This is a genomic window from Devosia sp. SD17-2 (assembly GCF_029201565.1).
GTDB lineage: Bacteria > Pseudomonadota > Alphaproteobacteria > Rhizobiales > Devosiaceae > Devosia.
The window spans coordinates 1,368,195-1,392,869 of record NZ_CP104002.1; the positions used below are offsets into that span (position 1 = coordinate 1,368,195).

Here is a 24,675-nt window from a genome sequence, read left to right on the forward strand (position 1 = left end):
CCTAGTTAAGGGGCGAAGTGGGCAGGTTTCAAGGCGCTGGTGAGGCCGGGTAGCAGACAATGACCCGATTATGCGCGAAAGACACAGGAGAAAGGGGCCGAAGCCCCGATCCGGGTGTCAGATGTAGCGCACCTTGAGGATTTCGTAGCTGCGCGAGCCGCCAGGGGCCGCGACTTCGAACGAATCGCCCTCGGTCTTGCCGATCATGGCGCGGGCCAGCGGCGAGGAGATCGAGATGCGACCGGCAGAAGCGTCAGCCTCGGGATCGCCCACGATCTGGTAGGTCTTTTCTTCCTCGGTGTCCTCGTCGATATAAGTGACGGTGGCGCCGAATTTCACCGAGGTGCCGGAGAGCTTGGTGACGTCAATCACGTCTGCCAGGGCCAGGATGGTCTCCAGCTCCTTGATGCGGCCTTCGTTGAGGCTCTGCTGCTCCTTGGCAGCGTGATATTCAGCGTTTTCCGAGAGGTCGCCATGCGCGCGGGCTTCAGCGATCGCATCGATGATGCGGCGGCGCTCGGTAGCCGTGCGGTGTTCGAACTCAATGCCCAGGGCCTTGTGGCCCTGAATGGTCATCGGGATCTTGTCCATATCGTCTCGCCTCCAGTGGGCTCGGCAAAGAAATCCGGCGCGCCACGGCATCTCGAAAGAGAAACACCGTGACGCGCCACGAATTAGTGTGGGCTGGCGCGCACCGTTTGGGCGCATCCAGCATGTTGTCTCCTCGCCAAACTGCGTTCGGCCTCCGCTTCACGACAAGTTTTTGGGAAGACTGGCCCAACTTGCCCGCACGGCGCGTTCTGGTCAAGCGGATGTACGTAACTGGAGATAGGCTCGTCTCGTTCGCATTCAAGATATGGCCAAAAATAGAGGGAGAAATGGTGATGAGACTTTCGCGCTTCAGCCTGACATCAGCGGCGGTTCTGGCGCTGGCCATGGGCTCTGTGCCGGCCACGGCGCAGACCATCGACACCAGTGCCGGAATGCTGACGGCCAGCGTTATCGCCGAAGGCCTCAACCATCCCTGGGCGCTGGGATTTCTCGGCGACGGACGCTTTCTCGTGACTGAGCGCAGCGGGCAGTTGCGGGTGGTGGCGGACGGCGTCGTGGGGCCGCCGATCGAAGGCGTGCCGACGGTTGTGGCCGAAGGGCAGGGTGGGTTGCTGGACCTGGCGCTGGCGCCCGACTTCGAAAGCAGTGGACGGATTTTCCTGACCTATGCCGAGCCGGCGGCGGATGCGGGATTGCAGCGAGGCACCGGTACGGCAGTGATGTCGGCGCGGCTGGTGCTGGACGGGGAGGGCGGGCGGCTCGAGGAACAGAGCGTCATCTTCCGGATGAACACTTTCAACAATTCCAACCGTCACTTCGGCTCGCGGATTGCCATCGGCAATGACGGCAACCTGTTTGTGACGCTGGGCGATCGCGGGGACATGGAGCGGGCGCAGGACGCCGCGGACCTGGCCGGCGGCGTGGTGCGGATCGCGCCCGACGGCAGCATTCCTGCCGACAACCCGAAGATCGAAGGCTGGCACGAGGCGTTCTGGAGCATCGGGCATCGCAATCCGCAGGGGGCGACGGTGCGGCCCGAGGACGGTGCGCTGTTCACGGTGGAGCATGGCGCGCGCGGCGGCGATGAGGTCAACAAGCCCGAGAGCGGCAAGAATTATGGCTGGCCAGTCATCACCTATGGACGCGACTATTCGGGGCTGCCGATTGGCGAAGGCACGGAAAAGACTGGACTTGAACAGCCGCTGCACTTCTGGGACCCGTCCATCTCGCCATCGGGACTCGATTTTTACGAGGGCGAGCTGATGGCGGAATGGCAGGGCGATGTGCTGGCGGGCGGGCTCAGCGGCAATGTGCTGGTGCGCATCGACCTTGAAGGGGATGCGGTGCAGACGGTGGAGCCGCTGTTCGAAGGGCAGCTGGGGCGGATCCGCGATGTACGGGTGGGATCAGACGGCGCGATTTATCTGGTGACCGATGCGGCCAATGGGCGGCTGATCCGGGTTGCGCCCGAAGGGTCCTGAAAGAAAAAGGCGCGTCCTTCCAAGTGGACGCGCCTCTTTACTTGCGACGTGTGGCTTAGCTGGCCTGGAGATTGTCCGCAGCGGACTTGCCCGTCCGCTTGTCCTTGACGATCTCGTAGGTCACCTTCTGGCCTTCATCCAGGCCATTGAGACCCGAACGCTGGACAGCGGAGATGTGGACGAAAACGTCCGCACCACCCTCGTCCGGCTGGATAAAGCCGTAACCTTTTTGGCCATTGAACCACTTAACGGTGCCCGTTGCCATATGCGCGTTCCCTCGTGCAGTCGATGCTGTAGGCGACCCCAGCCTTGCCCGGCCGAGATCTTAGTTGATATCGAAATATCGGTAGATGACGTCAGCAATAGCGAATGGCATTCGCGTCAACAGATCAGTCGGCCGCAATATTCGATATTGTGAACCTAGCGTGAATTTGAACGCACTTCAATATGTCGAATGCTCACGACGAATGGCCCGGAAAAGGAGGCTCCTAATCCAGGTTAAACTATTTTCGACCATCAAAAAGCTTCGATCCGGGAGGGGTCAAAGCAGCCGCCCGCATGGGGCGCAGAGTCTGGTGTATGGAGTGCGGCGCCGAAACCAGGGGGCCGCTCCAGAGTCTGATGGTTTCATCCTATATCACTTGCCTAAAGAAGAAAATGGTTCCTGCGTTTTCCGGCAACGGCCTGCGCAATTATCTTGAAAATCACCACGGAATCCGGCAAATCCCGCCAGCTGCGCCAGCCCGGCCGGTGATATCATGAAAGTGCCCTATCTTGAGCAAGTCGTCTCACTCTTCGGGTGATGTGATTGCCGACCGGCGTGCAGATTACGCCCGGCAGCTGGCCACGACCGGCGAGCATGAAGCCGCCGCTGAGCTGATGATGCAGGCACTGGAGATTGTGCCTGACTGGGCAGCGGGCTGGGATCTGGCAGGAAGCTATCATGAGAAGGCCGGCAATGTTGCCGCGGCCATCTCCGCCTGGCGTCGCCTTGAGGCGCTGGACGACGAGGGCATATTCGGGGCGACGCTGAAACTGGCCGCCCATGATGCGGGACCGGCAGGGCAGGGCACCGCTATCGGCTATGTCGAAGCCCTGTTCGACGAATATGCGCACAAGTTCGAGCAGGCTCTGGTCGGCAAGCTCGGATATCGGGTGCCCGATATGCTCGACGAGCTGGTGAGCCAGGAGATGGCGGCGCTCGGCATTGCGCGCTTTTCCAAGGCGATTGACCTCGGCTGCGGCACCGGGCTGATGGGCGAGAAGATGCGCGCCAAGGTGGATCATCTCGAGGGCGTTGATATTTCTGCCGCGATGATCGCCGAGACGGCGCGCAAGGGCATCTATGACAGTTTGCAGAAGGCCGAACTGGTGGCTGCGCTCAATGCGCGCCGCGCCGATGCGGATCTCGTGACGGCGGCCGATGTGTTCATTTATTGCGGGGCGCTGCAGCCTGTGCTGGCAGCCCTGATGCCGGCGCTTCGGCCGGGCGGGCTGGTGGCGTTTTCGCTGGAGGCCCATGATGGCGAGGAGCCGGTGTTCCTGCGCCCGAGCCTGCGCTACGCCCATGGCGTGCAGGCAACGCGGGATGCGCTGGTGGTCGCCGGGCTTGAGGTTTTGCGTTTCGAGACGGCCGTGCTGAGGCAGGACCGCGGCGCGCCAATTGACGGTATTCTCATTGTGGCCCGCAAGCCGGCGATGGAGCTGACGGCTGCCAATGATGGCAGTGAGGACGGGGACGTCGCGGCCTAGCGCAATCTGCCGGCGCTTGGCAAAAGGATGGGGTTCGCCAGGAGTGCCCCATGAATACGATTCGCCACGATTTCCGTTCTGACACCGTTACGCGGCCGACCCCGGCCATGCGGGCCGCCATGGCTGCAGCGGAAGTGGGCGACGATGTTTTTGGCGATGATCCCAGCGTCAATCGCCTTGAGCAGCGGATGGAGGGGCTGCTGGGCAAGGAGGCGGCGATCTTCGTGCCGTCCGGGACGCAATCGAACCTTCTGGCGCTGATGAGCTATTGTGGGCGCGGGGATGAATTCATCGCCGGGCAGAATGCGCATTGCTACAAATATGAAGCTGGGGGCGCGGCCGTGCTGGGCTCGATCCAGCCGCAGCCGATTGAGCATCGGGCTGATGGGACGATGGACCCGCGCGCGGTCGAGGCAGCGATCAAGTCTGGCGATTTTCATTTCGCCACCACCAAAGTGATTGCGCTCGAGAACACGTTCGGCGGCCGGGTGCTGCCGCTGGCCTATATGGAGGAGATTGCCGCGATCGCGCAGAAGCATGGCCTCGGGCTGCATCTTGACGGGGCGCGGGCGTTCAATGCCGCGGTGGCGCTTGGGATCGGGATCGCGGATTTTACCGCCCCGTTCGACAGCGTCTCGATCTGTCTTTCGAAGGGGCTTGGAGCGCCGGTTGGATCGGTGCTGGTGGGGCGGGCCGATCTCATCGAGACGGCGCGGCGCAACCGCAAGATGCTGGGCGGCGGGATGCGGCAGGCGGGGATACTTGCTGCAGCGGGGCTGCATGCGCTTGAGCATCACGTCGAGCGGCTGGCCGAGGATCATCGCCGCGCCAAGCAGCTGGCCGAAGGCCTTGGCAAGCATAAGGCGCTGAATGTGACTCAGCCGGACACCAATATCTTGTGGGTGAATGCCGAGGCGGCGCTGGAAGAGCGGCTGACGGCCTATCTGACCCAGAACGGCGTCGGCATTTCCGGCCACTATGGCGAACAGCGCTGGGTGACCCATCTCGATGTGACGGATGAGGATGTCGAAAGCGCGGTTCGACTGGTCGACCGCTTCTTTGCGGCCTGATGGCAGGGCCGGGGCCAATAGCCCCGGCCAGCTCTGGATCAGCGCTCGACGCTTGCGCGCATGACCGTGTGGTATCCGGCGATATCGATGTGGCGAAAGAGCAGTTCGCGGATGGAATCGTCGTTGAGCAGGGTCTCGCGCCAGACGGTGTCGAGGCCGATCTCCTGGCCCAGATTGCGCTCGACAGAAATGAAGCGGTAGGGCTCGTAGCCACGCGCAGCCTCGGGGTGCTCGCCGCCGGTCCATTCATATTCGCCGCTTTCCGCATTGGCCCAGTAGCCGAGGGTCGCGAGCGAGGAAATGGCGTAGGCCGGGGTGGTGATCTCGTCGGACATGTCCGAATAATTGAGCGGCCAGCCCTTGCTCTCGCCGGTGATCTCTTCCCAGGCGGCCATGTCCTCGTGGGTCGGTGCGGTGGAAAGGCAGGGAGCGCCGTTGCAGTCCTGTCGTGAGGCCAGCTTGGGCGTGATGACGCGGCTGCTGGCGTCCATGAGCGCGGCCGATGTGCCCATCAGCGGGCGGAAGACAAAGCGCCACGCCATGTGATCGCCGGTGCCGAACTCCTCGATGTCGCCGGTGTTTTCGGCGCCATAGGCTTCGACAGTCTCGGCGTGGATGGTGGGGCCGAGATTATAGTGGCGGATCTCGATGAAGCTGTAGGGCACCGAGGCACTGTCTTCGTCGACGAGCATTTCACCATAGGAGATGAACGAGCGGGTGCGGTTTGAGGCAATTGCCTGATCGGCGATGAGCATGGCCTTTTCGAGCGGGCCGACAGTGCCGCCGGGAGTGATCTTGTGGGTATCGAGCCAATTGCCGGATAGGGCGTCCTCGAGGTCGAACGAGGGTTGCGCCTCAAAGCCATCGGCGTGGATGAAGTCGGTGATGGCGTCATCGATGGACTGGGCGGACGCAAGGGATGTGGCCGAGAGCAGCAGGGCCAGGGTCGTTGCGGTGCGGATCATGTCTCTCTCCCCCAAATGGCGTGGTGGGAGAATAGCTAAGGTGCGGCGACTGAACCAGAAATGAATATGGGCGCCCGGAGAACCGGACGCCCACGTGTGATCAGGACTGCTGCCAGAAGGCGTGGAGGCCTCTGATGTCAGCCGAGGTCAGCAGGGGCATTGCACCGGTGAGGCGCTCCACCGGCCAGTCCCACCACTTCATTTCGAGGAGGAGCGCGATGTCCTCCTCGGAGAAGCGCTTGCGGATGGGCTTTGCCGGATTGCCGCGGACGATGGTGTAGGGCTCGACGTCTTTCGTCACCAGAGCCCGGGTGCCGATGACGGCGCCATCGCCGACCGTGATGCCGGGCATGATGATGGCTTCCGAGCCGATCCAGACGTCGTTGCCGATGACGGTATCGCCCGCCGGCTGAAAGGCATTATTGGCCGTGGCGAATTCGGGCGCATCGGGGACAAAGGCGAAGGGGAAGGTGGAGACCCAGTCGTTCCGGTGACCCTGATTGCCGGCCATGATGAAGGCGGCGCCAGAGCCGATGGAGCAGAAGGCACCGATGATGAGGCGATCGACGCCGGGCGTGGTCATCAGGTAGCGGGCGCAATCGTCGAAGCCGTGGCCATGGTAATAGCCGGAATAATAGCTGTAGCGGCCGACGCTTATGTTGGGATTGGTAACCTGGCGGTCGAGCGGAATGCCGAGGAATGGGCTTTCGAAGTAATTGGACATGTTCGATCCATGAAGAAGTGGCCGCGGGGGGGCGGCGCAAATTGCAGAGCGATTTGAGAGGACCGTCGGCGCGCAGCACCAATTGCCGGCGCGCGGGGCCGGTCTGAAGGGCGTTCCCTCGGCGCGTGTCAGGCGCGCAGGAACGCGATGGCGCTGGTTCGGTCTGCAGACTTCATGGTGACTTGAGATTTAGCGCATGAAAAAGGGGGTGTCGAGTTTGTCGACACCCCCTTCGAGCCTCTCCGTCACAGGGGAGGCACATATTCGGTTGTGGCTCAGGCCACGAAATATTCCTGCAGGGCGCGAACCTGGAGGTTGCCCTGGCGGTAGGCGATGATGCCTTCCACTGCGGCCATGGCACCGTCGATGGTGGTGTAATAGGGGATCTTGGCGAGCAGCGCGGTGCGACGGATGTCGCGGCTGTCGGAGATCGACTTCAGACCATCGGTGGTGTTGATCACGAGCTGCACGCCGCCGTTCTTCATCGAGTCGACGATGTGCGGACGGCCTTCGAGCACCTTGTTGATCTTGGTGGCGGCAATGTTGTTGTCGACCAGATAACGCTGGGTGCCTTCGGTGGCGAGGATTTCAAAGCCGGCTTCGACGAGATGGCGCGCCATGTCGACGATATCGGGCTTGTCCTGATCGCGCACCGAGATGAAGGCCTTGCCGGAGGTCGGCACCTTCTGGCCGGCACCGAGCTGGGACTTGGCGAAGGCGATGGCGAAATCGGTGTCGAGGCCGATGACTTCGCCGGTCGACTTCATCTCAGGGCCGAGAACCGTGTCGACGCCCGGGAAGCGGTTGAACGGGAAGACGGCTTCCTTGATGGCGATGTGCTTGAGCTTCTTTTCGACGAGATTGAAGCTCGCGAGGCTCTCGCCGGCCATGATGCGCGAGGCAATCTTGGCGACGGGTTCGCCGATAACCTTAGCAACGAAGGGCACGGTGCGGGACGCACGCGGGTTCACTTCGAGCAGGTAGATGACGTCGTCCTTGATGGCGAACTGTACGTTCATCAGGCCGCCGACCTTGAGGGCAAAGGCGAGTTCAGCGGTCTGGCGCTTGAGCTCGGCGATGATCTCTGGCGAGAGGGTGCGCGGGGGCAGCGAGCAGGCGCTGTCACCGGAGTGAATGCCGGCTTCCTCGATGTGCTCCATGATGCCGGCCACGAAGACGGTCTCGCCGTCGCAGAGGCAGTCGACGTCGACTTCTGTGGCGCCCGAGAGATAGGCGTCGAACAGCAGCGGGTTGTCGCTGAGGACAGAGTTGATCTGGCCGGTCTTGTCGTTGGGGTAGCGCTGTAGGATGTCTGGCGGCACGAGGCCGGTCAGCGTGTCCTGGATATAGGTCTCGAATTCCTTGGCCGAGTGAACGATGGCCATGGCGCGGCCACCCAGCACGTAGGACGGGCGGATCACCAGAGGATAGCCGAGGCGCTCGGCAACCAGGCGCGACTGCTCCAGCGAATAGGCAATGCCATTCTTGGGCTGGGTCAGTTCAAGCTTGTTGAGAAGCTTGGAGAAGAGATCGCGGTCTTCGGCCAGGTCGATGGCATCCGGCTGGGTGCCGAGGATCGGAACGCCGGCCTTCAAAACGGCTTCAGCCAGGTTCAGCGGGGTCTGGCCGCCGAACTGGACGATGACGCCGTGGAGCGTGCCGTTCTGCTTTTCGGTGAGCAGGATTTCGATGACGTCTTCTTCGGTCAGCGGCTCGAAATAGAGGCGGTCGGAGGTGTCGTAGTCGGTCGACACGGTTTCCGGATTGCAGTTGACCATGATGGTTTCATAGCCGGCGTCCGAAAGGGCGAAGGCCGCATGGCAGCAGCAATAGTCGAACTCGATGCCCTGGCCGATGCGGTTCGGGCCACCGCCGAGGATGACGACCTTCTTGCGATCAGAGGGGCGTGCCTCGTCGTCGACCTTGCCGCCGAAGGGGGCTTCATAGGTCGAGTACATGTAGGCGGTGGGCGAGGCGAACTCGGCCGCGGAGGTGTCGATGCGCTTGTAGGCCGGGCGCACTTCGAGGCTGTGACGGAGCTTGCGCACGTCGGCTGCCTTGACGCCGGCCAGCTGGGCCAGGCGCGCGTCGGAGAAGCCCATGGACTTGAGCTGGCGCAGGTTTTCGGCATCCTTGGGCAGGCCGAATTCCTTGACCTTGGCTTCCATGTCGACGATGCCGCGCATCTGTTCGAGGAACCACGGGTCGATCTTGCAGGCCTCGTGGATGTCTTCGTTCGACATGCCAAAACGCATGGCTTCGGCAACGTGCAGGAGACGATCGGGGGTTGGGGTGCCAAGGGCCTGCTTGATGGCGTTCTTGTCTTCGCCTTCACCCATGCCCGGAATGCCGATTTCGTTGAGACCGGTGAGACCGGTTTCAAGCGAGCGCAGGGCTTTCTGCAGCGATTCCTGGAAGGTACGGCCGATGGCCATGGCTTCGCCGACCGACTTCATGGCGGTGGTCAGACGATTGTCGGAGCCCGGGAACTTTTCAAAGGCAAAGCGCGGGATCTTGGTGACGACATAGTCGATGCTCGGCTCGAACGACGCCGGGGTCATGCCGCCGGTGATGTCATTGTCCAATTCATCGAGGGTGTAGCCGACAGCCAGACGCGCGGCGACCTTGGCAATCGGGAAGCCGGTGGCCTTGGATGCGAGAGCCGAGGAGCGCGACACGCGCGGGTTCATTTCGATGACGACCATGCGGCCGTCTGCCGGGTTCACACCGAACTGGACGTTGGAGCCGCCGGTTTCCACACCGATCTCGCGCAGGACGGCCAGCGAGGCGTCGCGCATGATCTGGTATTCTTTGTCGGTGAGGGTGAGGGCCGGGGCAACGGTGATCGAGTCGCCGGTGTGCACGCCCATCGGATCGAGGTTTTCGATCGAGCAGACGATGATGCAGTTGTCCTTCTTGTCGCGGACAACTTCCATCTCGTATTCCTTCCAGCCGAGGACGCTTTCCTCGACCAGAACTTCATTGGTGGGGGAGGCGTCGATACCGCTTTCGCAGATCGCCAGATATTCTTCGCGGTTATAGGCAATGCCGCCGCCGGTGCCGCCCATGGTGAAGGACGGACGAATGATGGCCGGCAGGCCGATCACTTCGAGCGCCTGGAGGGCTTCGATGGTGTTGTGGGCGAGCATGGAGCGCGGGGTTTCGAGCCCGATCTTCTTCATGGCGTCGCGGAAACGCTCGCGATCTTCGGCCTTGTCGATGGCATCGGCGGTGGCGCCGATCATCTCGACGCCGAACTTTTCGAGGACGCCCATCTTGCGCAGCGAGAGCGCACAGTTGAGAGCCGTCTGACCGCCCATCGTGGGCAGGAGCGCGTCGGGGCGCTCTTTCTCGATGATCTTTGCGACCACTTCAGGCGTGATCGGCTCCATATAGGTGGCGTCGGCGAGATCGGGATCAGTCATGATCGTCGCCGGATTGGAGTTCACCAGAATGATCCGGTAGCCCTCTTCCTTGAGCGCCTTGCACGCCTGGGTGCCGGAATAGTCGAACTCGCAAGCCTGCCCGATGATGATGGGGCCCGCGCCGATGATGAGGATCGATTTTATGTCGGTACGCTTCGGCATTCGGGGCTCGCTCTGCTCTGATCTTACTGAGGCGGGCGAGGGGAAGAATCGCCCGGACACACCTGTCCGCGCGAAACCCGCGTGGCAGTTGAGCACTGCAGCGCAGGGGAAAAGTCCGAACATGGTGGTTAAGCGGGCGGTTTAGCGGAAGACTCGCCGGAAGGGAAGGGGGGAGTCTGCTTCAGGGGCGCCTGTTAGTGCTCGCGCAGGCCCATTTTGGCGTCGGCAGCGGTTCGGCAAACGGCGACCGGCGTGTCAAGAAGTGGCCGCATTGGCCGGTCAAACCACCAGCATGATTGATCCACTTGTCAAATTCGCTTCCGCCGCCCTCGTCGTTACTCTGCTGGTCGCGCCTGCCCAAGGGCAGGGGATGATGGCTTCCGAGGCGACATTGTGCCGCTCTCAGCTGGAGTTGCTGATGGATGGGGAGAAGCTGACGCCGGACGAAGAGGCGCGCTTTGAGGCGCAATGCGATTGTCTCGAGCGCGCAGCCTCGGAAGGCGCTGCGCTGGGTAAGGCCGCCTGCGCCAACGCAGATTCAGACGGCTGATCGGGCATAGAAGCGGGCTGCCCTGCAGGTGACGCTTGGCTCCCATGCAGAGGTGGCAGGGCGGGCCGCTTACGCGGGGGTGTCGATGCGGCTGTAGAAGCCGTCGATATCCGAACCCATGCCGCAGAGGCGAGCGGCCGCCCCGGCGTCGGTGATGAATGCGCCCTCCGGGCCCATCTGTATCTTTATGATCAACGGCTCTGCGCCGATATCGTCGGCGGTGACGGAAGTAAGTTCGCCTTCGAAGGGGATAACGCTCGCGGTGATGAGATCGTCGGCGTCCTGCGCGCCATGGGCCACGATTTCGCAATCGGCAGCGGTGGCAGCGCCATTGGGGAGGCCGGCCGCACGGAAGGCCAGACGCCAGACGTCGCCCTCGCGACTAAGGGACAGCGTCGCAAAGGCCGGGTCGTTTCGTTCGAAGAGGGCGGCTTCGCCAGCGCTGTCAGCATGAACTGCGGCGGCGCCGAAAAAGCCGAGCAGACCGGCAGCGAGGAAGGGCAAAAAGCGCATGGACACTCTCCAATGCTGTGGTCAGGCGGCTCAGGCGGCGTGGGCGACGCGCTGGTGGCGGAGAGCAGAGACGATGTCTTCCACGCGATAGGGCTTTGGCAGGAAGATGGCGCCGGGCGGCAGGTCTTCCGCTGTCGGACGGACGCCGCCCGAGACGACGACAATCGGCAGGCCTGGACGCAGGCGGGCGGTGAGGCGCGCCAATTGCAGGCCGCTATAGTTTCCGGGCAGTTCGATGTCGGTCACCAGCGCATCAATGCCGGTGTCGAGCAGGCTGACCGCCGCACGGGCACTGGTGACCGGCACGGCCTCAAAGCCGCTTTCGGCAAGGCCGTCGACGAGCGACAAAAGCAACAAGATTTCGTCCTCGGCTACGAGGATGCGCGAAAGATCAGACATGGCTGGGGTCCTTGGCTGGTGGCGACCAGAATCAAGATGATGCCAAAGCAAGCCATTTTGGGGGCAAAGGTTGCGTGCGCTCAGCGCAAGGCTGCCATTATGGTTACCATTTGATTTAAATTTTACGTGTTTCGCTGCCCGGTCACAGGGGGGCGGTGCGGTAGAGCGCGACGCGAATGCCGCCGTGGAGAACCGTTGGCAGCATGGGCTGGAACGACAGGCCTGTGGCCTGGGCGAGAGACTTATCGGCGGTGACAATGCCGACGCGCCAGCCGCGGAACCGGGTCTTGAGCACTGTGCCCAGGGTACGGTGGAGCGGAACCAGCGGGGCGCGATCGCCGATGCGGGTACCATAGGGCGGATTGATCATGATGAGGCCCGGCGGGCCGGCGGGGGGCTCAAGGTTTTCAACGCTCTGCGCTTCGAACCGGGTCAGATCGGCGACGCCGGCGCGGGTGGCGTTCTCGGTCGCCATGCGGACGGCGCCGGCATCGCGATCAGAACCATAGAAGCGACGTTCGGTTTTGGCTGGCGCAGATACGCCGCGCACATCGGCCCAGGCGAAAGGGTCGAAGGAAGGGAGTTGCTCGAAGGCGAAACTGCGCGCCCGACCGGGCAGCAGGCCAGCGGCGATCTCGGCGGCTTCGATGACGAAGGTGCCCGAGCCGCACATCGGGTCGAGCACGGGTTCGGCTCCGGTATAGCCGCATTGCGCGAGGAACATGGCGGCCATGGTCTCGCGCATCGGGGCCTTGGCGACACCCTCCTTGAAGCCGCGCTTGTGGAGGGACGCCCCGCTCGTATCGATGCTGATGGTGACGAGATCATCCTCGATGCGCACCATGATGCGCAGGAGTGCGTCTTCGGTGATGACAGCGCCGATCGTATCCTCAAGCGCCTTGGCGACGCGCTGGGTGGCGGCGCCGGCATGATAGATGCGCGAGCGCTTGCAGCTGGCTTCGACACGCAGCGGGGTGCCGGGCGTGAGGAAGTCGGACCAAGCCAGTTTGTGGGCGCGTTTATCGAGCTGCGCCAGATGCATGGCGCGGAATTCGGCGATGCGGGCGAGGACGCGGGTGGCGCCGCGCAGCTGCAGATTGGCGCGCCAGACATCAGGCCAGCCGCCCGGGAAAGACACGCCGCCCTCGACGATCTGGGCACCGGCAAAGCCGGCGGCGCGCGCCTCTTCGGCCAGTGGCGCTTCAAGGCCCGGCGTGGCGACGAGGTAGATGGAGAGGGGCGCAGCAGCAGTCATGAGATCGCCGGGTTTCGGGAAAGGGTGAGGGGTTAGCACGATATGGCGCGCCCTGTCATGGGGCAGACACCGCGCTTGAAGAACCATGACGCGTGACGGGCACAGCAGAGGACGCAGGTGGATTAAGCCAAATAGCGGACTTGCCTTGCTGCAGAAGCTTGCCATCGCGGCGCCACCATACACGCCCTGTTAAGTCTAAAGATGGCATGATCGCGGCTCCAGAGAGTGCGGATTTAAACGCAGTTCTGCCTCTCAGATCAGTATTGCGTTCAGGTCGGGTCCCATGCGTCTCATTATCGGTGTCGTCGTTGTGTTTGCCTGCGTGCTCGGCGGTTACGCCGCCATGGGCGGGCACGTCGAGGTACTCTGGCAGCCATGGGAATTCGTTATCATCCTGGGCGCGGCGATCGGGGCCTATGTGATCGCCAATGGTCCTCCGGTGCTCAAGCAGACCGGCTTCATCTTCAAGACGCTGATGCGCGGGCCGCGCTACAGCAAGGCGGCCCATGTCGAGCTGCTTGGCGTTCAGTACAGCCTCTACAAGCTGATCCAGTCCAAGGGTGTCCTGGCGATCGAATCCCATATCGAGAACCCGCACGAATCCGAGCTGTTCAACCGCTTCCCGACCTTTGCGCAGAATCACCACGCGGTGGAATTCATGTGTGACTATCTGCGCATGGTCACCATGGGCACCAACAACGCCCATGAGATGGAAGCGTTGATGGACGAGGAACTGGAAACCCACCACCAGGAGCAGGAGCGACTGGTGAGCGCCGTTCAGGCGCTGGCCGATGGCACGCCGGCCCTTGGTATCGTGGCCGCCGTGCTCGGCGTGATCAAGACCATGGGCGCGATCACCGAGCCACCGGAAGTTCTTGGGCACCTGATCGGCGGCGCGCTGGTGGGGACATTCTTCGGCGTGTTCGTGGCCTATGGCTTTTTTGGCCCGATGGCGCAGTCGCTGCGCAGCACGTTCGAGGCCGAGTCCAAGTATTTCCTCTCCATGAAGGTCGGCCTTCTCGCCCATATCAGCGGCCAGCCGCCGGTGATGGCAGTGGAATTCGCGCGCAAGGCGCTGATGAGCGAAGTTCGTCCGAGCTTCGAAGAGGTCGAAGAAGCCACTGCGGCACTGCCGGCGGCCACCTGATTACTCTCCTATAAGGCGCCCGCCATGGCCAATTTCCAGCAGCCGATCATCATCAAGAAGGTCAAGAAGCACAAGCACGCCCACCATGGCGGCGCGTGGAAGATCGCCTACGCCGACTTTGTGACGGCGATGATGGCGTTCTTCCTTTTGATGTGGCTGATCAACATGACCACGGCCGAGCAGAAGCAGGGGCTCGCGGACTATTTCTCGCCGCCCTCGATCAGCGCCTCGACCAGCGGCGCAGGCGGCGTCATGGGCGGTGTCGCCATGGTCAATGATGGCGCCGCTTTGTCGGGTTCGGCCAATGACATTACCGCTCGTGAGCCAGCGTCGCCTGACCAGGCAACGTCGGGCGAGGCCGATCTCGATACGGGCGGGCAGGCTCAGGACAATGGCAGCGAACGCCAGGCGACGAGCGATTCCGAGTTCAACCTCCAATCGGCGGACGCGCAGGCTTTCCACTCGGCTGCGGCCAGTATCCGCCAGGCCTGGCAGTCCATGCCCGAGCTGACGCCGTTCGAAGACAATCTGATTGTCGAAGAAACCGAGGACGGGCTCGATATCCAGATCATCGACCAGCAGGGGCGCCGCATGTTCCCCGAGGGATCGAAATATCCGATCGAGGTGACCCGCGCCGCCGTGGCTGCGATGGCTCCGGCACTGCAGAAGCTCAATGCACAGATGAGCGTTTCGGGCCACACTGCGGCGGGCACGCGCTACGAAAATCCGCGCTATGGCGCCTGGGAATTGTCGGCCGACCGCGCCAATGTGGTGCGCTCGATCCTTGGGGAATTCGGTCTGTCCGACGACCGCATCAAGGCCGTCACCGGGCGGGCAACGGCCGAACCCTTCTTCCCCAATGACCCCTATATGGCGGCCAATGAGCGGGTGCGCATCACCGTGACGCGCTCCGCCCCGCCGGTGCCGCTCGGGCTCGCGCCCTAAAGGGTCAAGGCCGCTTCGGGATCAAAAATAGAGCTTGAAGCCTTCGTGGGTCGCCTCGAAACCGAGGCGGGCATAGAAGCGGTGCGCGTCCAGCCGCAGCTTGTTGGAGGTGAGCTGGACCATGGCGCAGCCGAGGTCGCGGCAATGCTCGAGGGCCCATTCCATCATTTTCGTGCCGATACCCGCGCCGCGATGGCTGGCGTCGACGAAGACATTTTCGAGCAAGGCGCGGAAGGCGCCGTGGCGCGACACGCCCGGGATGCGCGTGATCTGGAAGGTGCCGACGACCTGGCCATTGACCTCGGCGACATAGAGCCAGTTGTTGGGATCGGCTTCGATGGCATCGAACCCGGCGCGGAAGCGGGGATCGAGCAGACTGTCCGGTTCAAGTGGTGCCCTCTCGGCCCCCTCCGGTGCGCCCGCATGGGCCAGGAGCAGGATGGTAGCAATATCGTCCGGTGACGCCAGGCGGATCAGCATCGCAGTATCGGGTCCTATGTTCGGCGGGGCGCTAGGGACCGGGCAATGCCGAGCACCAGGATCGCCAGGATGGCCGGTAGTAGCGCCAGAGGCGTGCCGGCGGCCAGAGCCGCGCCGGTGCCGGCCCATAGGATCGAGGCGAAAGCCTCGGAAATCGTGGCGGCGCGAGAGGCGACCTGGCGGCGGCGGAAGAGAGCGCGGCGCGAGGGGACGAGGAACCAGAGCTGGATCGCCGTTGCAGAGGCCGCAGAGAGCGCGGCAAACAGCGCCGTGATGGCCGCCATGGGCAGGGAGAGCCAGCCGAGAAGCAAGAGGAGGGGCGCCAGCACCACCGCAATGATGGCGAGAACCGCCTCGACCTTGGCGCGCAGAATGATTCTGGGAGAGATCGGGGCGGTGTTGACGAGATCGGCAGCGTCTTCACCAGAGAGCGCGAGCCAGGCGAGGCCGCCGGCCAACTGGCCTGAGGCCATGACGATGACCGGCACGACGACGATGTAGCTGTTGATGCTCTGCCCGTAGTTGACCCAGAGGAGAAGGGAGGGGGGCACGAGATAGAGCAGCTGCATCAAGGTCTGGGACAGGAGCCAGGGGTCGCGGCGCAACAGGCGCCATTCCTTGAGACGGAGCGTCTGGCGCTGGGAGCGCTGGCGGAAATCTGTGTTGGATGACCTATGCTTGCGACCCGTCGCCTGGCCCACACCGGCCGTGGACAGGGCGAGCTGCTGATAGCTGCCCGAGACCGAGAGTATGGCGAGGGCGAGCAGGGCGAAGCCGAAAGTCAGCACGGCCAGCGCTGCGAGGGGCTCGCCCATGGCACCGCGTGCGGGCAGCCAGACAGGGCTGTCGAGCGGTGGGCTGGCCGTAATCAACGCCTCGGACTGGAACAGGGCATAGCGCGAAAAATCATCGAGCGAGATGATGGCTGCAGCCTGGATGCCGATGACGAAGCCGGCACCAATAATGGCGGCGACGACCTGGGCGATGAGGCGCGTGCGCTTGGGGCCGACGAGGGCGAAGAGGGCGCGGGTGACGACGATGGCTATGGCGACGGCCAGCGCGGAGAGGGCTGTCACAACCGGATAGGCGAGCAGCCATTGCGGGCCGGAGAGCGCGGCAAGGGCATTGATCAGCGGGCTGAAAAGCAGGCAACTGAGCGCCATGGTGGAAACAGCCGTGGCGCAGGCGCGAACGGCAAAGACGCGGCGGCTGGAGGCGGGGGAGCTGAGGATGAGGTCGAGATCGGCGCGGGCGTAATAGACCCGGGTGATCGACTCAAGCGCCTGGGACAGCATCACCGCGAAAAAGAGGAGGCCGAGCCCGGAGACGAGCACCAGGGTAGGCTTGTCGGCGACGACGCCGTTGGCGAGGGCGGAGGAGACAATGGTTGCCGCGATCAGGTGGAGTATGGCGTAGACAACCAGCCCGCCGAGGATGAGGCCGAGGGCGCGACGGCGCTTGCCGCCCGACATCATGGCGAGCCAGTCGCGCCAGGCGAGGCGGAACTCGTGGTGGGCGAACCAGGCGATCGATCCGGAGGAAGGGGTCACGCCGCGTCCTCGGCCACAAGACCAAGGAAGATTTCCTCGAGCGTGCCGTCGTGGCCGCTGCGGGCGCGCAGATCCTGCAGCGTGCCTTCGGCAAGGAGGCGACCATGGGCGATGACGCCGATGCGTTGCGCCATGCGTTCGGCGACTTCGAGAATGTGGGTGGTCATGATGACCGTGCAGCCCTGTCGGACTTTTTCGAGGAGCACGTCCTTGACCTGACGAGCCGAGCCGGCGTCGAGGCCGGTGAGCGGTTCGTCGAGGATGATGAGGCGCGGCTCATGCACCAGGGCGCCGGCGAGGGCGACTTTCTGCAGCATGCCCTTGGAAAAGCTGCCGCAGAGTTCGTTGGCGTGGGGTTTGAGGCCCAGCCAGTCGACGAGGTCGCGCGCATTGGCGGTGGCGCGCTGGGGGTCGACCTGCCAGAGGCCGGCGACGAATTCGAGATATTCCATGGGCGTCAGGCGCTCATAGACCATGGGCTCGTCCGAGACCCAGGCCATGAGACGCTTGGCGGCGACGGGGTCGCTGAGCGCATCGATGCCGAAGATTTCGATGCTGCCGGCGTCGGGCGGCAGGAGTCCCGCGACCATGCGCAGAGTGGTGGTCTTGCCGGCGCCATTGGGGCCGAGAAGTGCGTAGAACTCGCCGGCCGAAACGGTCAGCTCAAGATTGTCGAGGATGGGGCGCGAAAAGGCCTTGGATAGTCCCTTTAACGCTAGCGCAGGCGGGCTCATGGCGGGCTCCGGGCGGGATCGGAACCAGCCTAAGTGGCGACAGCTTCATGGCGCGTTTATGCGCATCGTTAAGAAAGGTTTGCGCGCGGGCGGTTAGTCCGCGCGCGGTGTGCAACGCGGTGATCAGAGGACTGTCAGTGTGACGTCGATATTGCCACGCGTGGCGTTCGAATAGGGGCAGACCTGATGGGCCTTGGCGACGAGGTCTTCAGCCTGGGCGCGCTCGAAGCCGGGGAGGGTGATCTGCAGCTCGGCAGCGATGGCAAAGCCTACGCCCTTGGCATTTTCGCCGATCGAGACAGAGGCGTCGATGGTCGCCTCATCCGGGATCTTCACCTTTTCGGCGCGGGCCACAGCCTTGAGCGCCCCGAGGAAGCAGGCGGAATAGCCGGCGGCAAAGAGCTGCTCGGGATTGGTGCCGGCGCCGTCATTGCCGCCCAGAGCCTTGGGCGTGTCGAGGGTGAGCGTCAGGCGCCCGTCATCGGTGGTGCTGGTGCCGGTGCGGCCGCCGGTCGTGTGGGCATGGGCTGTGTAGAGGGCTGACTTGATCATCGGGATGTCCCTTCGTTTCGATGGTATATATATTGCGCACAATTAAATTGCGCGCAATGAAATTTTTCATGCTAGATCGTGGGGCCGCTGCCGAGGATGAAACGTGACCCGATCGACCGTGCCGAAAATCGACCAGATGCTATGCTTTGCCGTCTATTCGGCCGGGCATGCCTTTACCCGGTTCTACAAGCCGAGGCTGGATGCCCTGGACCTGACGTATCCGCAGTATCTGGTGCTGCTGGTGCTGTGGGAAAAGGACGACATTACCGTCAAGGGACTGGGAGACCGGCTGTTTCTTGATTCAGGCACGATCACGCCGCTGGTCAAGCGGCTTGAGGCACGCGGACTGGTCGTGCGCAGGCGGGATGAAGACGACGAGCGGCAGGTGCGCATCACCCTCACCGAAGCCGGGCGGGCGCTCGAGGACAAGGCCATGTCCATCCCCTTGGCGGCGGCAGAGGGCACGGGTCTCACCGAGGCCGGAGCGGAAAGCCTGCGGCGTGAATTGCTGGCGCTGCGCAGCCGACTGGATGGCGCAGACTGAGCCTTGAGCCGTTAGCGCAAGCCGACGGCGTCGACCTGGCCGGAGCGGCAGCCGCCGTCGGTGGGGCTGGCCGCGTGGATGAGGCTGACAAATGAGTCAGGGCCGTCGATGGTGCCGGTGAGGCCAATGGTCAGTTCGGTGATGAGGGTACGATTGCCATCTTGCGCGCAGGAGACGTTGACGCGTTCGCCAGCGCCGGGGCCAAAACCTTCGTCGAAGGCAGCGCGGATCTGGGCGAGGGTGATGCGCTTGCCGATGTTGGCGGCGAAGAGCTCGGCGACCGGAGAGGCGTTGAGGGCCAGCATGAGATCGAGGGAGTCGGCGTAATATTTGTCGACGCTCTCGCCGTAGCAGGTGCCGTGCTTGATCCATTCGTGGCGATCGAGCCCGGAGAGGGCGCCGGGCATGACCTGTTCGAGCTCGCGGCGGAGGGCCATAGGCAGGTCGATGCGGGGGAGGTCGCGCCAGCGGCCGTCCTGGCTGGCGTAGCGCTCCCCGGCGGTGACGTCGCAATATTGATTGTTGCGCGGCTGCGGCCAGAGGCCGTGCAGGGCGAAATTGGTGGCTTCAAAACTGTTGGGGCGCTGGTCGCGGCATTCGCGGGCGCGTGAGCTCAGTTCGCAGAAGGCGGGCTGCCAGTTGACCGCGAGAATATATTGGGTGCCGCGATAGGTGGATGGCGCGGGCTTGGGGGGCGGTGCGTCGACGCGGCCTTCGGCGTCAGTGGCGCGGGTGCCGCAATCGACCTCGACCCAGCGGCGTTCGGGCTGGGCGCCGGGGACGACGATCCAGAGATGGGTTGGGCGGTCACGGTTGCCGGCGATCAGGTCATAGGCGGTGCCGGGACGGATCTGGATATTGCCGGGATTGGTCTGGCGGTTGATGGACTGATAGGCCGGGCAGGCCTTGCTGGCGGTAAAATAGCCGGTGAGCGGCACTTCGGCCTGGGCCGGAGCGGCAAGAAGGGCAGCCAGGGCGATGGCGAGGATTTTACGCAGCAAGGGTAGACCTCCCGACAAAGAGATGAGGGAGCCTTAGCGGCTCCCTCGGGACTTGAACAGAGGTCAGAGCCGATGGCTAGAGCGCGATGCGGTAGATGCCGAAGCCATCCGGATCGGTTTCGCCGGTGGGCTCGATCTTGACCGCGGTGACGTCGGCAACGTGTTCGGCGGCCTTGGGGCCGGTGGCAAAGAGGACCGTGGTGTCCCCGATCGGGGCAAGGGACCAGTTGTTGTCGGCCTTAGGGTCGATGGTGCCGTTTTCGACGATATAGCGGATGATGATGTCGCGATTGGTATCGGGGCCGATGAAGGCGATGACATCGGGGCCGATGCCGGGGAAGGTGCCGCCGCCGCCGGCACGATAATTATTGGTAGCAACGACGAACTTCTGGGCGGGGTCGATTGGCTTGCCGTCGTACATCAGGTCGATGATGCGGTTGGCTTCCGGGTTCGTCTCTTCCTTGCCGTCGGAGGAATATTTGGACGGCTGGGTGACGTCGATCTTGTAGGTGACACCGTCGAGCACGTCGTAATTATAGGAGGGAAAGTCCGGATTGATCAGCGCGGCGTCCTTGGCACCTTTTTCGACCTGATTGAAAATGCCAGCCGAACGTTCGAGCCAGTTTTGCACATCGGCGCCGGTGATGACCACGGCCTGGATGGTGTTGGGGTAGAGGTAGAGGTCGGCGACGTTCTTGATGGCGACGGGCCCTACAGGAACATCGGTGTAGTATTCCGGTCCGCCGCGACCGCCGGCCTTGAACGGGGCTGCGGCGGAGAGGATGGGGAGCCCTTCGTTGGGCGTGCCCTTCATCATCTGCTCGATGTACCAGGTCTGGGCCTGGCTGACGATCTGGACGGAGGGATCGTCGGCGACGAGGGCAAAGTAGGAGTGCAGCGGCGCCGCGGTTTCGCCGACCGGGCGGCGGACATATTCGAGGGTTTCCTCGTGGTCTTCCTGTGCCGCAGCCACGACTTCGGGATCGTCCTCAACGAGCGGTATGACCTTGCCATCGACACGCTCGAAGATCGGGCGGGCTTCGGAGGTGTGCGAGACGATGGTCCATTTGCCGTCGGCGTCCTGCTCGAGCAGGAGATCGATGAGGCCCATGTGCGAACCCCAGAAGCCGGGCATGACCGCGGGCTTGCCATTGAGCGTGCCGGCTTCGATGTCGACACCTTCAATGCCTTCATAGTCGGGGCCGGGGAAGACGAGGTGGTGGTGGCCAGTGAGGACCACGTCGATGCCCTCGACCGCGGCGAGCTGCAGTGCGGCGTTTTCGGCCCCCGGGCCCTGATCGGCGGCGATGCCGGAGTGGGCGAGGGCGACGATGATGTCGGCCCCTTCTTCACGCATTTTCGGCACATATGCTGACGCGGTTTCGACGATGTCACGGACTTCGACCTTGCCGGCGAGATGCGTGGCATCCCAGGTGAGGATCTGCGGGGGCAGGAAGCCGATGAGGCCGACCTTGACCTTGCGGCTGCCGCCCGCGCCGTCGGTCAGTTCCTTTTCGACGATGAGATAGGGGGCGATATAGGTCTCGTCCGAGAGGGCGTCGGCAGCGAGCGCGCCGCGCACCAGATTGGCGGAGACGAAGGGGAACTCAGCGCCCTCAAGAGCCCGGTCGAGATAGTCGAGACCGTAGTTAAACTCGTGGTTGCCCAAGGTCGCGGCTTCGTAGCCGAGGACGTTCATGGCTGCGATGATCGGGTGGACATCGCCCTGGTTGAGGCCTTTCTCATAGGCGTAGTAGTCGCCCATGGGGTTGCCCTGGATGATGTCGCCATTGTCGAGCAGCATGGCATTGCCGGCCTCGGCGCGGATGCCTTCGATGATCGAGGCGGTGCGGGCCAGCCCCATGGTGTCATTGGGGGCGTCGCTGAAATAATCATAGGGGAAGACGGCCACGTGCAGGTCGGTGGTTTCCATCAGCCGCAGATGGGCCTGATTGGACTGAGCCATAACGGCAAATGGGTGCATGGCGGCCATGGCTCCAAGGCTGGCCGAACCGGCCAGAAAGCCTCGACGAGAAATCCTAGGCAGGAAGTTCATCACAATTCTCCATGTGAGAAGGGGCGCACCGGGGGCTGGGCTCCCGGGCGGCCGGCTTGCGACCGGCCCTTGGCGCTCGAGGGAGCGCAGCCTGCTCATGCCCCTACCAGTTGACGCTGGCATGACGGAGGTGGGGTGAGGCTATGGAGTTTGGACCGTGTGGTCAATTTGCGACAAAATTGGGAACGCCGCGTCAGGCGTTGCAACCTGTTTCCTATGTTAGCGCTTATGCTAACAATCGGGGGCAGCTAGAGAAGGCTTCAGAACATGAAATGGCGTGGGCGTCAGCGCAGCAGCAATATTGAGGATCGCAGGGGTCGCGCCGGTGGCGGCATCGGCGGAATGGGGGGGCTCGGCGGTCTCGGGCGCGGCGGCGGCATCCGCTTGCCCACCGGGGGCGGCGGTGGTTCAAAGGGCGGCATGGGCGGCCTTCTGGGCGTCGTTGTGATCCTCGGCATCGTCTGGCTGTTGACCGGCCAGAACCCGCTCGACATGCTGACCGGTGGACAGTCCGGCGGGCAGATGACAGCGCCCTCCAGTGCTTCGTCGCGCCAGCTGCCAGCCGAAGGGCAGGACGAGCTGGCCGATTTCGTTGCTGTGGTGGTCAAGGAAACGGAAGATCTCTGGACCCGCGAGTTCAGCAAGATCGGCGAGGATTATCCGGAGCCGAATGTCGTGCTGTTCACTGGTGCGGTGAATACCGCCTGCGGCGCAGCGGATTCGTCCGTGGGTCCGTTCTATTGTCCGGGCGACAGCAAGGTTTATATCGACCTCAGTTTTTATGACCAGCTGCACCGCCAGTTCGGTGCGCCGGGCGACTTTGCCCAGGCCTATGTCCTGGCCCATGAAGTCGGCCATCACATCCAGAACCTGACGGGCGTGCTGCCCGAGTTCAACCGTCGCCGCCAGGCGATGAGCCAGACCGAGTCCAACGCCTATTCGGTGCGGGTCGAGCTGCAGGCCGACTGCTATGCCGGCGTCTGGGCCAATTATGCCGACCAGCAGAACCTGCTGGAAATGGGTGATTTCGAGGAAGCGCTCAACGCGGCCAACCAGATCGGCGATGACACGCTGCAAAAGCGCATGCAGGGCTTTGCCGTGCCCAAGACGTTCAATCACGGCACCTCGCAGCAGCGCCGCAACTGGTTCGAACGCGGCTATCGCACCGGCAATCCGGGAGACTGCGACACATTTTCGGCAAGCATCTGACAATGTGATGGGTTAAGGCTCCGGCGCATCCATAGTGCCGGAGCCCCGATGACTATCCCGAAGATCATCCACTTCACCTGGAAGACCAAGACGCTGACCCGCTTTGCGCAGCAGACCTGGGACGAGTGGAAACGCACCCATCCCGATTATGAGCTGAAACTCTGGGATGATGCCGATATTCGGCGGCTGGTGGCAGAGCATTACCCTGATCATCTGGAGACTTTTGACGGCTATCGGTCCGGGATTTTCCGCGCCGATGCCTGGCGTTTCTTCGTGCTGCACCATGAGGGCGGGATTTATGCCGACCTCGACATGTGGCCCAAGGGGCGGATCGATCGGCTGTTGGAGGAAAGCGCCTGCTTTGTCGGGGCCGAGCCCGAGATCCATGTCGAGGAGAACGACGGGCGCTATCGCGGCATGCCGTTCCTCTTGTGCAACGCCTTCATGGGCTCCGAGCCGGGGCATGTGTTCTGGCAGCGCTGCATCGACGAGATGGCGCGCTGTTCGGCGACCGAGGATGTGGTCGATGCGACGGGACCGCGTTTCGTCAATGGCGTCGGGTTGCGCGTGCCGCGTGAAGAGCGCCCGGATGTGCTGCTGCCCAATTTCTGGAGCCCGCTATCAGGCTGGGGCACGCCCGCATCCACATCCGACGCCTATGCTGATGCGGTGGAGACCGAGTTCCGGACCATCGGTCGTGGCGAGCCGGCGTTGGTCTCCCATCTCTGGCGCAATTCCTGGCTGATGCCGGTCTATTACAAGGGGCCGCGATTCTGGCGCATCCCGAACATGGTGCAGTGGTGGTGGCGTGGACGCCAGCATCAGGAGCTGGCGGGCCTCGCGTTCGGCAGGCCAAGCCGCAGCTATGCCAAGCAGATCATCGAGCAGCCCGCAGTCTGGCCCGAGATTTTTGTCGCAGTTGATCTGAGTGCTGGGAGCGCGGCGGTTGCTTCGGTGCTCAAGGCCATCAGTTATCCGCAGGACAGCATGTCGATCGGTCTCTTCGACAGCGAGGCGGGAGCAATCGGGGCTGTCAGCGCAGAACTCGCCGCTGCGGGACTGGGATTTGAAGTGTTTGCGCCAATTGCCGATGACGTCGGTCGCCGCAATGGCATGCTGGACGTTGCGCGAGGAAAGATTTGCGTGATGCTTGATGGGCGGGTGACCGCCATGCCGGCCGGCACGCTCGAGGCGATGGTGGCGGCGAACCGTCCGCTGGTGACGGTCGAGGTGGTGGACGGCGAGGGCAGGGACCGCAACCAAGCGACCATGCTCTACACCAAGGACATCTTCAAATCGCTCTATCGCGCCGGCGGGCGGGATGGCGATGCGCAGCTGCCGGTGAGCGGTTCGGCGCGGCCGCTGGTGGATTTCCGTTATCTGACGGTGGCGCCGGTGACGGTCGTCGGCGCAGACCTGTTGCTGGTGCAGCCGCAGGTGATCGCGGAGGGCGTGCGGTTCCAGGACAAGGCCTACAAGGCCCATACCGGCAGCCGCGCCTTCGCGCTGATGGCGCGGGATCGCGGATTTGAGGTGGCGGCGCTGCCGAACGTGACCGTCGTTACCACCCGCTAGACGAACCCTTCCGGCTGGCGGACGTTAAGCCGCC

23 protein-coding genes are annotated in these 24,675 nt (G+C 63.4%); 9 read left to right on the top strand and 14 right to left on the bottom strand.

Annotated features, from left to right (window positions below; genetic code table 11):
• Window positions 1-117 precede the first annotated feature (117 nt).
• The gene (greA, locus tag NYQ88_RS06700) at window positions 118-591 is read right to left on the bottom strand and encodes a transcription elongation factor GreA (protein ID WP_275654178.1); all 474 of its coding nucleotides are present in this window, start codon (window positions 589-591) and stop codon (window positions 118-120) included.
• Between the two features lie 293 nt (window positions 592-884).
• Between greA and NYQ88_RS06705 the strand changes: the two genes are divergently transcribed.
• Window positions 885-2,033: a PQQ-dependent sugar dehydrogenase gene (locus NYQ88_RS06705; RefSeq protein ID WP_275654179.1), complete on the top strand. Its 1,149-nt coding sequence runs from the start codon at window positions 885-887 to the stop codon at window positions 2,031-2,033.
• Window positions 2,034-2,088: 55 nt separating this feature from the next.
• On the opposite strand, the gene NYQ88_RS06710 is transcribed toward NYQ88_RS06705, so the two are convergent.
• The gene (locus tag NYQ88_RS06710) at window positions 2,089-2,298 is read right to left on the bottom strand and encodes a cold-shock protein (protein ID WP_275606168.1); all 210 of its coding nucleotides are present in this window, start codon (window positions 2,296-2,298) and stop codon (window positions 2,089-2,091) included.
• A 509-nt stretch (window positions 2,299-2,807) separates the two neighbouring features.
• On the opposite strand from NYQ88_RS06710, the gene NYQ88_RS06715 reads away from it, so the two are divergent.
• Window positions 2,808-3,785 (top strand): methyltransferase, encoded by a 978-nt coding sequence (locus NYQ88_RS06715; RefSeq protein WP_275654180.1) that lies wholly within the window; start codon window positions 2,808-2,810, stop codon window positions 3,783-3,785.
• Between the two features lie 50 nt (window positions 3,786-3,835).
• Entirely contained in the window at window positions 3,836-4,855 is a 1,020-nt protein-coding gene (gene ltaE / locus NYQ88_RS06720; protein ID WP_275654181.1) for a low-specificity L-threonine aldolase, read from the top strand.
• 38 nt (window positions 4,856-4,893) lie between these two features.
• On the opposite strand, the gene NYQ88_RS06725 is transcribed toward ltaE, so the two are convergent.
• From NYQ88_RS06725 to carB, 3 genes are all read right to left on the bottom strand, one after another.
• Window positions 4,894-5,820 (bottom strand): hypothetical protein, encoded by a 927-nt coding sequence (locus NYQ88_RS06725; protein WP_275654182.1) that lies wholly within the window; start codon window positions 5,818-5,820, stop codon window positions 4,894-4,896.
• A 100-nt stretch (window positions 5,821-5,920) separates the two neighbouring features.
• Window positions 5,921-6,544 carry a type B chloramphenicol O-acetyltransferase gene (gene catB / locus NYQ88_RS06730; protein WP_275654183.1) on the bottom strand — a complete coding sequence of 208 codons (624 nt, stop codon included), beginning with the start codon at window positions 6,542-6,544 and terminating at the stop codon, window positions 5,921-5,923.
• Between the two features lie 275 nt (window positions 6,545-6,819).
• Entirely contained in the window at window positions 6,820-10,131 is a 3,312-nt protein-coding gene (carB, locus tag NYQ88_RS06735) for a carbamoyl-phosphate synthase large subunit (RefSeq protein WP_275654184.1), read from the bottom strand.
• Between the two features lie 292 nt (window positions 10,132-10,423).
• On the opposite strand from carB, the gene NYQ88_RS06740 reads away from it, so the two are divergent.
• A complete protein-coding gene (locus NYQ88_RS06740) occupies window positions 10,424-10,681 on the top strand; it encodes a hypothetical protein (protein ID WP_275654185.1) in 258 nt (85 codons plus the stop codon).
• A 69-nt stretch (window positions 10,682-10,750) separates the two neighbouring features.
• Here NYQ88_RS06740 and NYQ88_RS06745 read toward each other — a convergent pair whose 3' ends face one another.
• The 3 genes from NYQ88_RS06745 to NYQ88_RS06755 all read right to left on the bottom strand — a co-directional run bounded on the left by NYQ88_RS06745 (window position 10,751) and on the right by NYQ88_RS06755 (window position 12,848).
• A complete protein-coding gene (locus NYQ88_RS06745; protein WP_275654186.1) occupies window positions 10,751-11,194 on the bottom strand; it encodes a hypothetical protein in 444 nt (147 codons plus the stop codon).
• 30 nt (window positions 11,195-11,224) lie between these two features.
• The gene (locus NYQ88_RS06750) at window positions 11,225-11,593 is read right to left on the bottom strand and encodes a response regulator (protein ID WP_275654187.1); all 369 of its coding nucleotides are present in this window, start codon (window positions 11,591-11,593) and stop codon (window positions 11,225-11,227) included.
• A 142-nt stretch (window positions 11,594-11,735) separates the two neighbouring features.
• Window positions 11,736-12,848: a class I SAM-dependent RNA methyltransferase gene (locus NYQ88_RS06755; RefSeq protein WP_275654188.1), complete on the bottom strand. Its 1,113-nt coding sequence runs from the start codon at window positions 12,846-12,848 to the stop codon at window positions 11,736-11,738.
• A 283-nt stretch (window positions 12,849-13,131) separates the two neighbouring features.
• Here NYQ88_RS06755 and motA point away from each other — a divergent pair, with 283 nt between their 5' ends.
• Both motA and NYQ88_RS06765 read left to right on the top strand, forming a co-directional pair.
• Entirely contained in the window at window positions 13,132-13,995 is an 864-nt protein-coding gene (gene motA / locus NYQ88_RS06760; RefSeq protein WP_275654189.1) for a flagellar motor stator protein MotA, read from the top strand.
• 24 nt (window positions 13,996-14,019) lie between these two features.
• Window positions 14,020-14,940 carry a flagellar motor protein MotB gene (locus tag NYQ88_RS06765; protein WP_275654190.1) on the top strand — a complete coding sequence of 307 codons (921 nt, stop codon included), beginning with the start codon at window positions 14,020-14,022 and terminating at the stop codon, window positions 14,938-14,940.
• Window positions 14,941-14,961: 21 nt separating this feature from the next.
• Here NYQ88_RS06765 and NYQ88_RS06770 read toward each other — a convergent pair whose 3' ends face one another.
• The 4 genes from NYQ88_RS06770 to NYQ88_RS06785 form a co-directional block, all read right to left on the bottom strand.
• Entirely contained in the window at window positions 14,962-15,420 is a 459-nt protein-coding gene (locus NYQ88_RS06770) for a GNAT family N-acetyltransferase (protein ID WP_275654191.1), read from the bottom strand.
• Between the two features lie 14 nt (window positions 15,421-15,434).
• Window positions 15,435-16,970 (bottom strand): permease, encoded by a 1,536-nt coding sequence (locus NYQ88_RS06775; protein WP_275654192.1) that lies wholly within the window; start codon window positions 16,968-16,970, stop codon window positions 15,435-15,437.
• Entirely contained in the window at window positions 16,967-17,704 is a 738-nt protein-coding gene (locus NYQ88_RS06780; protein ID WP_275654193.1) for an ABC transporter ATP-binding protein, read from the bottom strand. Before NYQ88_RS06780 ends, NYQ88_RS06775 begins: the two co-directional genes overlap by 4 nt.
• A gap of 123 nt (window positions 17,705-17,827) precedes the next feature.
• Window positions 17,828-18,256 (bottom strand): organic hydroperoxide resistance protein, encoded by a 429-nt coding sequence (locus tag NYQ88_RS06785; RefSeq protein WP_275654194.1) that lies wholly within the window; start codon window positions 18,254-18,256, stop codon window positions 17,828-17,830.
• Window positions 18,257-18,392: 136 nt separating this feature from the next.
• On the opposite strand from NYQ88_RS06785, the gene NYQ88_RS06790 reads away from it, so the two are divergent.
• Window positions 18,393-18,800, top strand: a complete 408-nt coding sequence (locus tag NYQ88_RS06790) for a MarR family transcriptional regulator (protein WP_275654861.1) — start codon at window positions 18,393-18,395, stop codon at window positions 18,798-18,800.
• Window positions 18,801-18,811: 11 nt separating this feature from the next.
• Here the strand turns inward: NYQ88_RS06790 and NYQ88_RS06795 are convergent, their stop codons facing one another.
• Both NYQ88_RS06795 and NYQ88_RS06800 read right to left on the bottom strand, forming a co-directional pair.
• Window positions 18,812-19,801, bottom strand: a complete 990-nt coding sequence (locus NYQ88_RS06795; protein WP_345774616.1) for a ribonuclease — start codon at window positions 19,799-19,801, stop codon at window positions 18,812-18,814.
• 76 nt (window positions 19,802-19,877) lie between these two features.
• Window positions 19,878-21,857, bottom strand: a complete 1,980-nt coding sequence (locus NYQ88_RS06800; protein WP_275654195.1) for a bifunctional 2',3'-cyclic-nucleotide 2'-phosphodiesterase/3'-nucleotidase — start codon at window positions 21,855-21,857, stop codon at window positions 19,878-19,880.
• Window positions 21,858-22,124: 267 nt separating this feature from the next.
• Here NYQ88_RS06800 and NYQ88_RS06805 point away from each other — a divergent pair, with 267 nt between their 5' ends.
• Window positions 22,125-23,066, top strand: coding sequence for a neutral zinc metallopeptidase (locus tag NYQ88_RS06805; RefSeq protein ID WP_275654196.1), 942 nt, complete (start codon window positions 22,125-22,127; stop codon window positions 23,064-23,066).
• Window positions 23,067-23,114: 48 nt separating this feature from the next.
• Complete coding sequence (locus tag NYQ88_RS06810; protein WP_275654197.1) at window positions 23,115-24,641, top strand: glycosyltransferase; 1,527 nt, start codon at window positions 23,115-23,117, stop codon at window positions 24,639-24,641.
• Window positions 24,642-24,675: the final 34 nt, after the last annotated feature.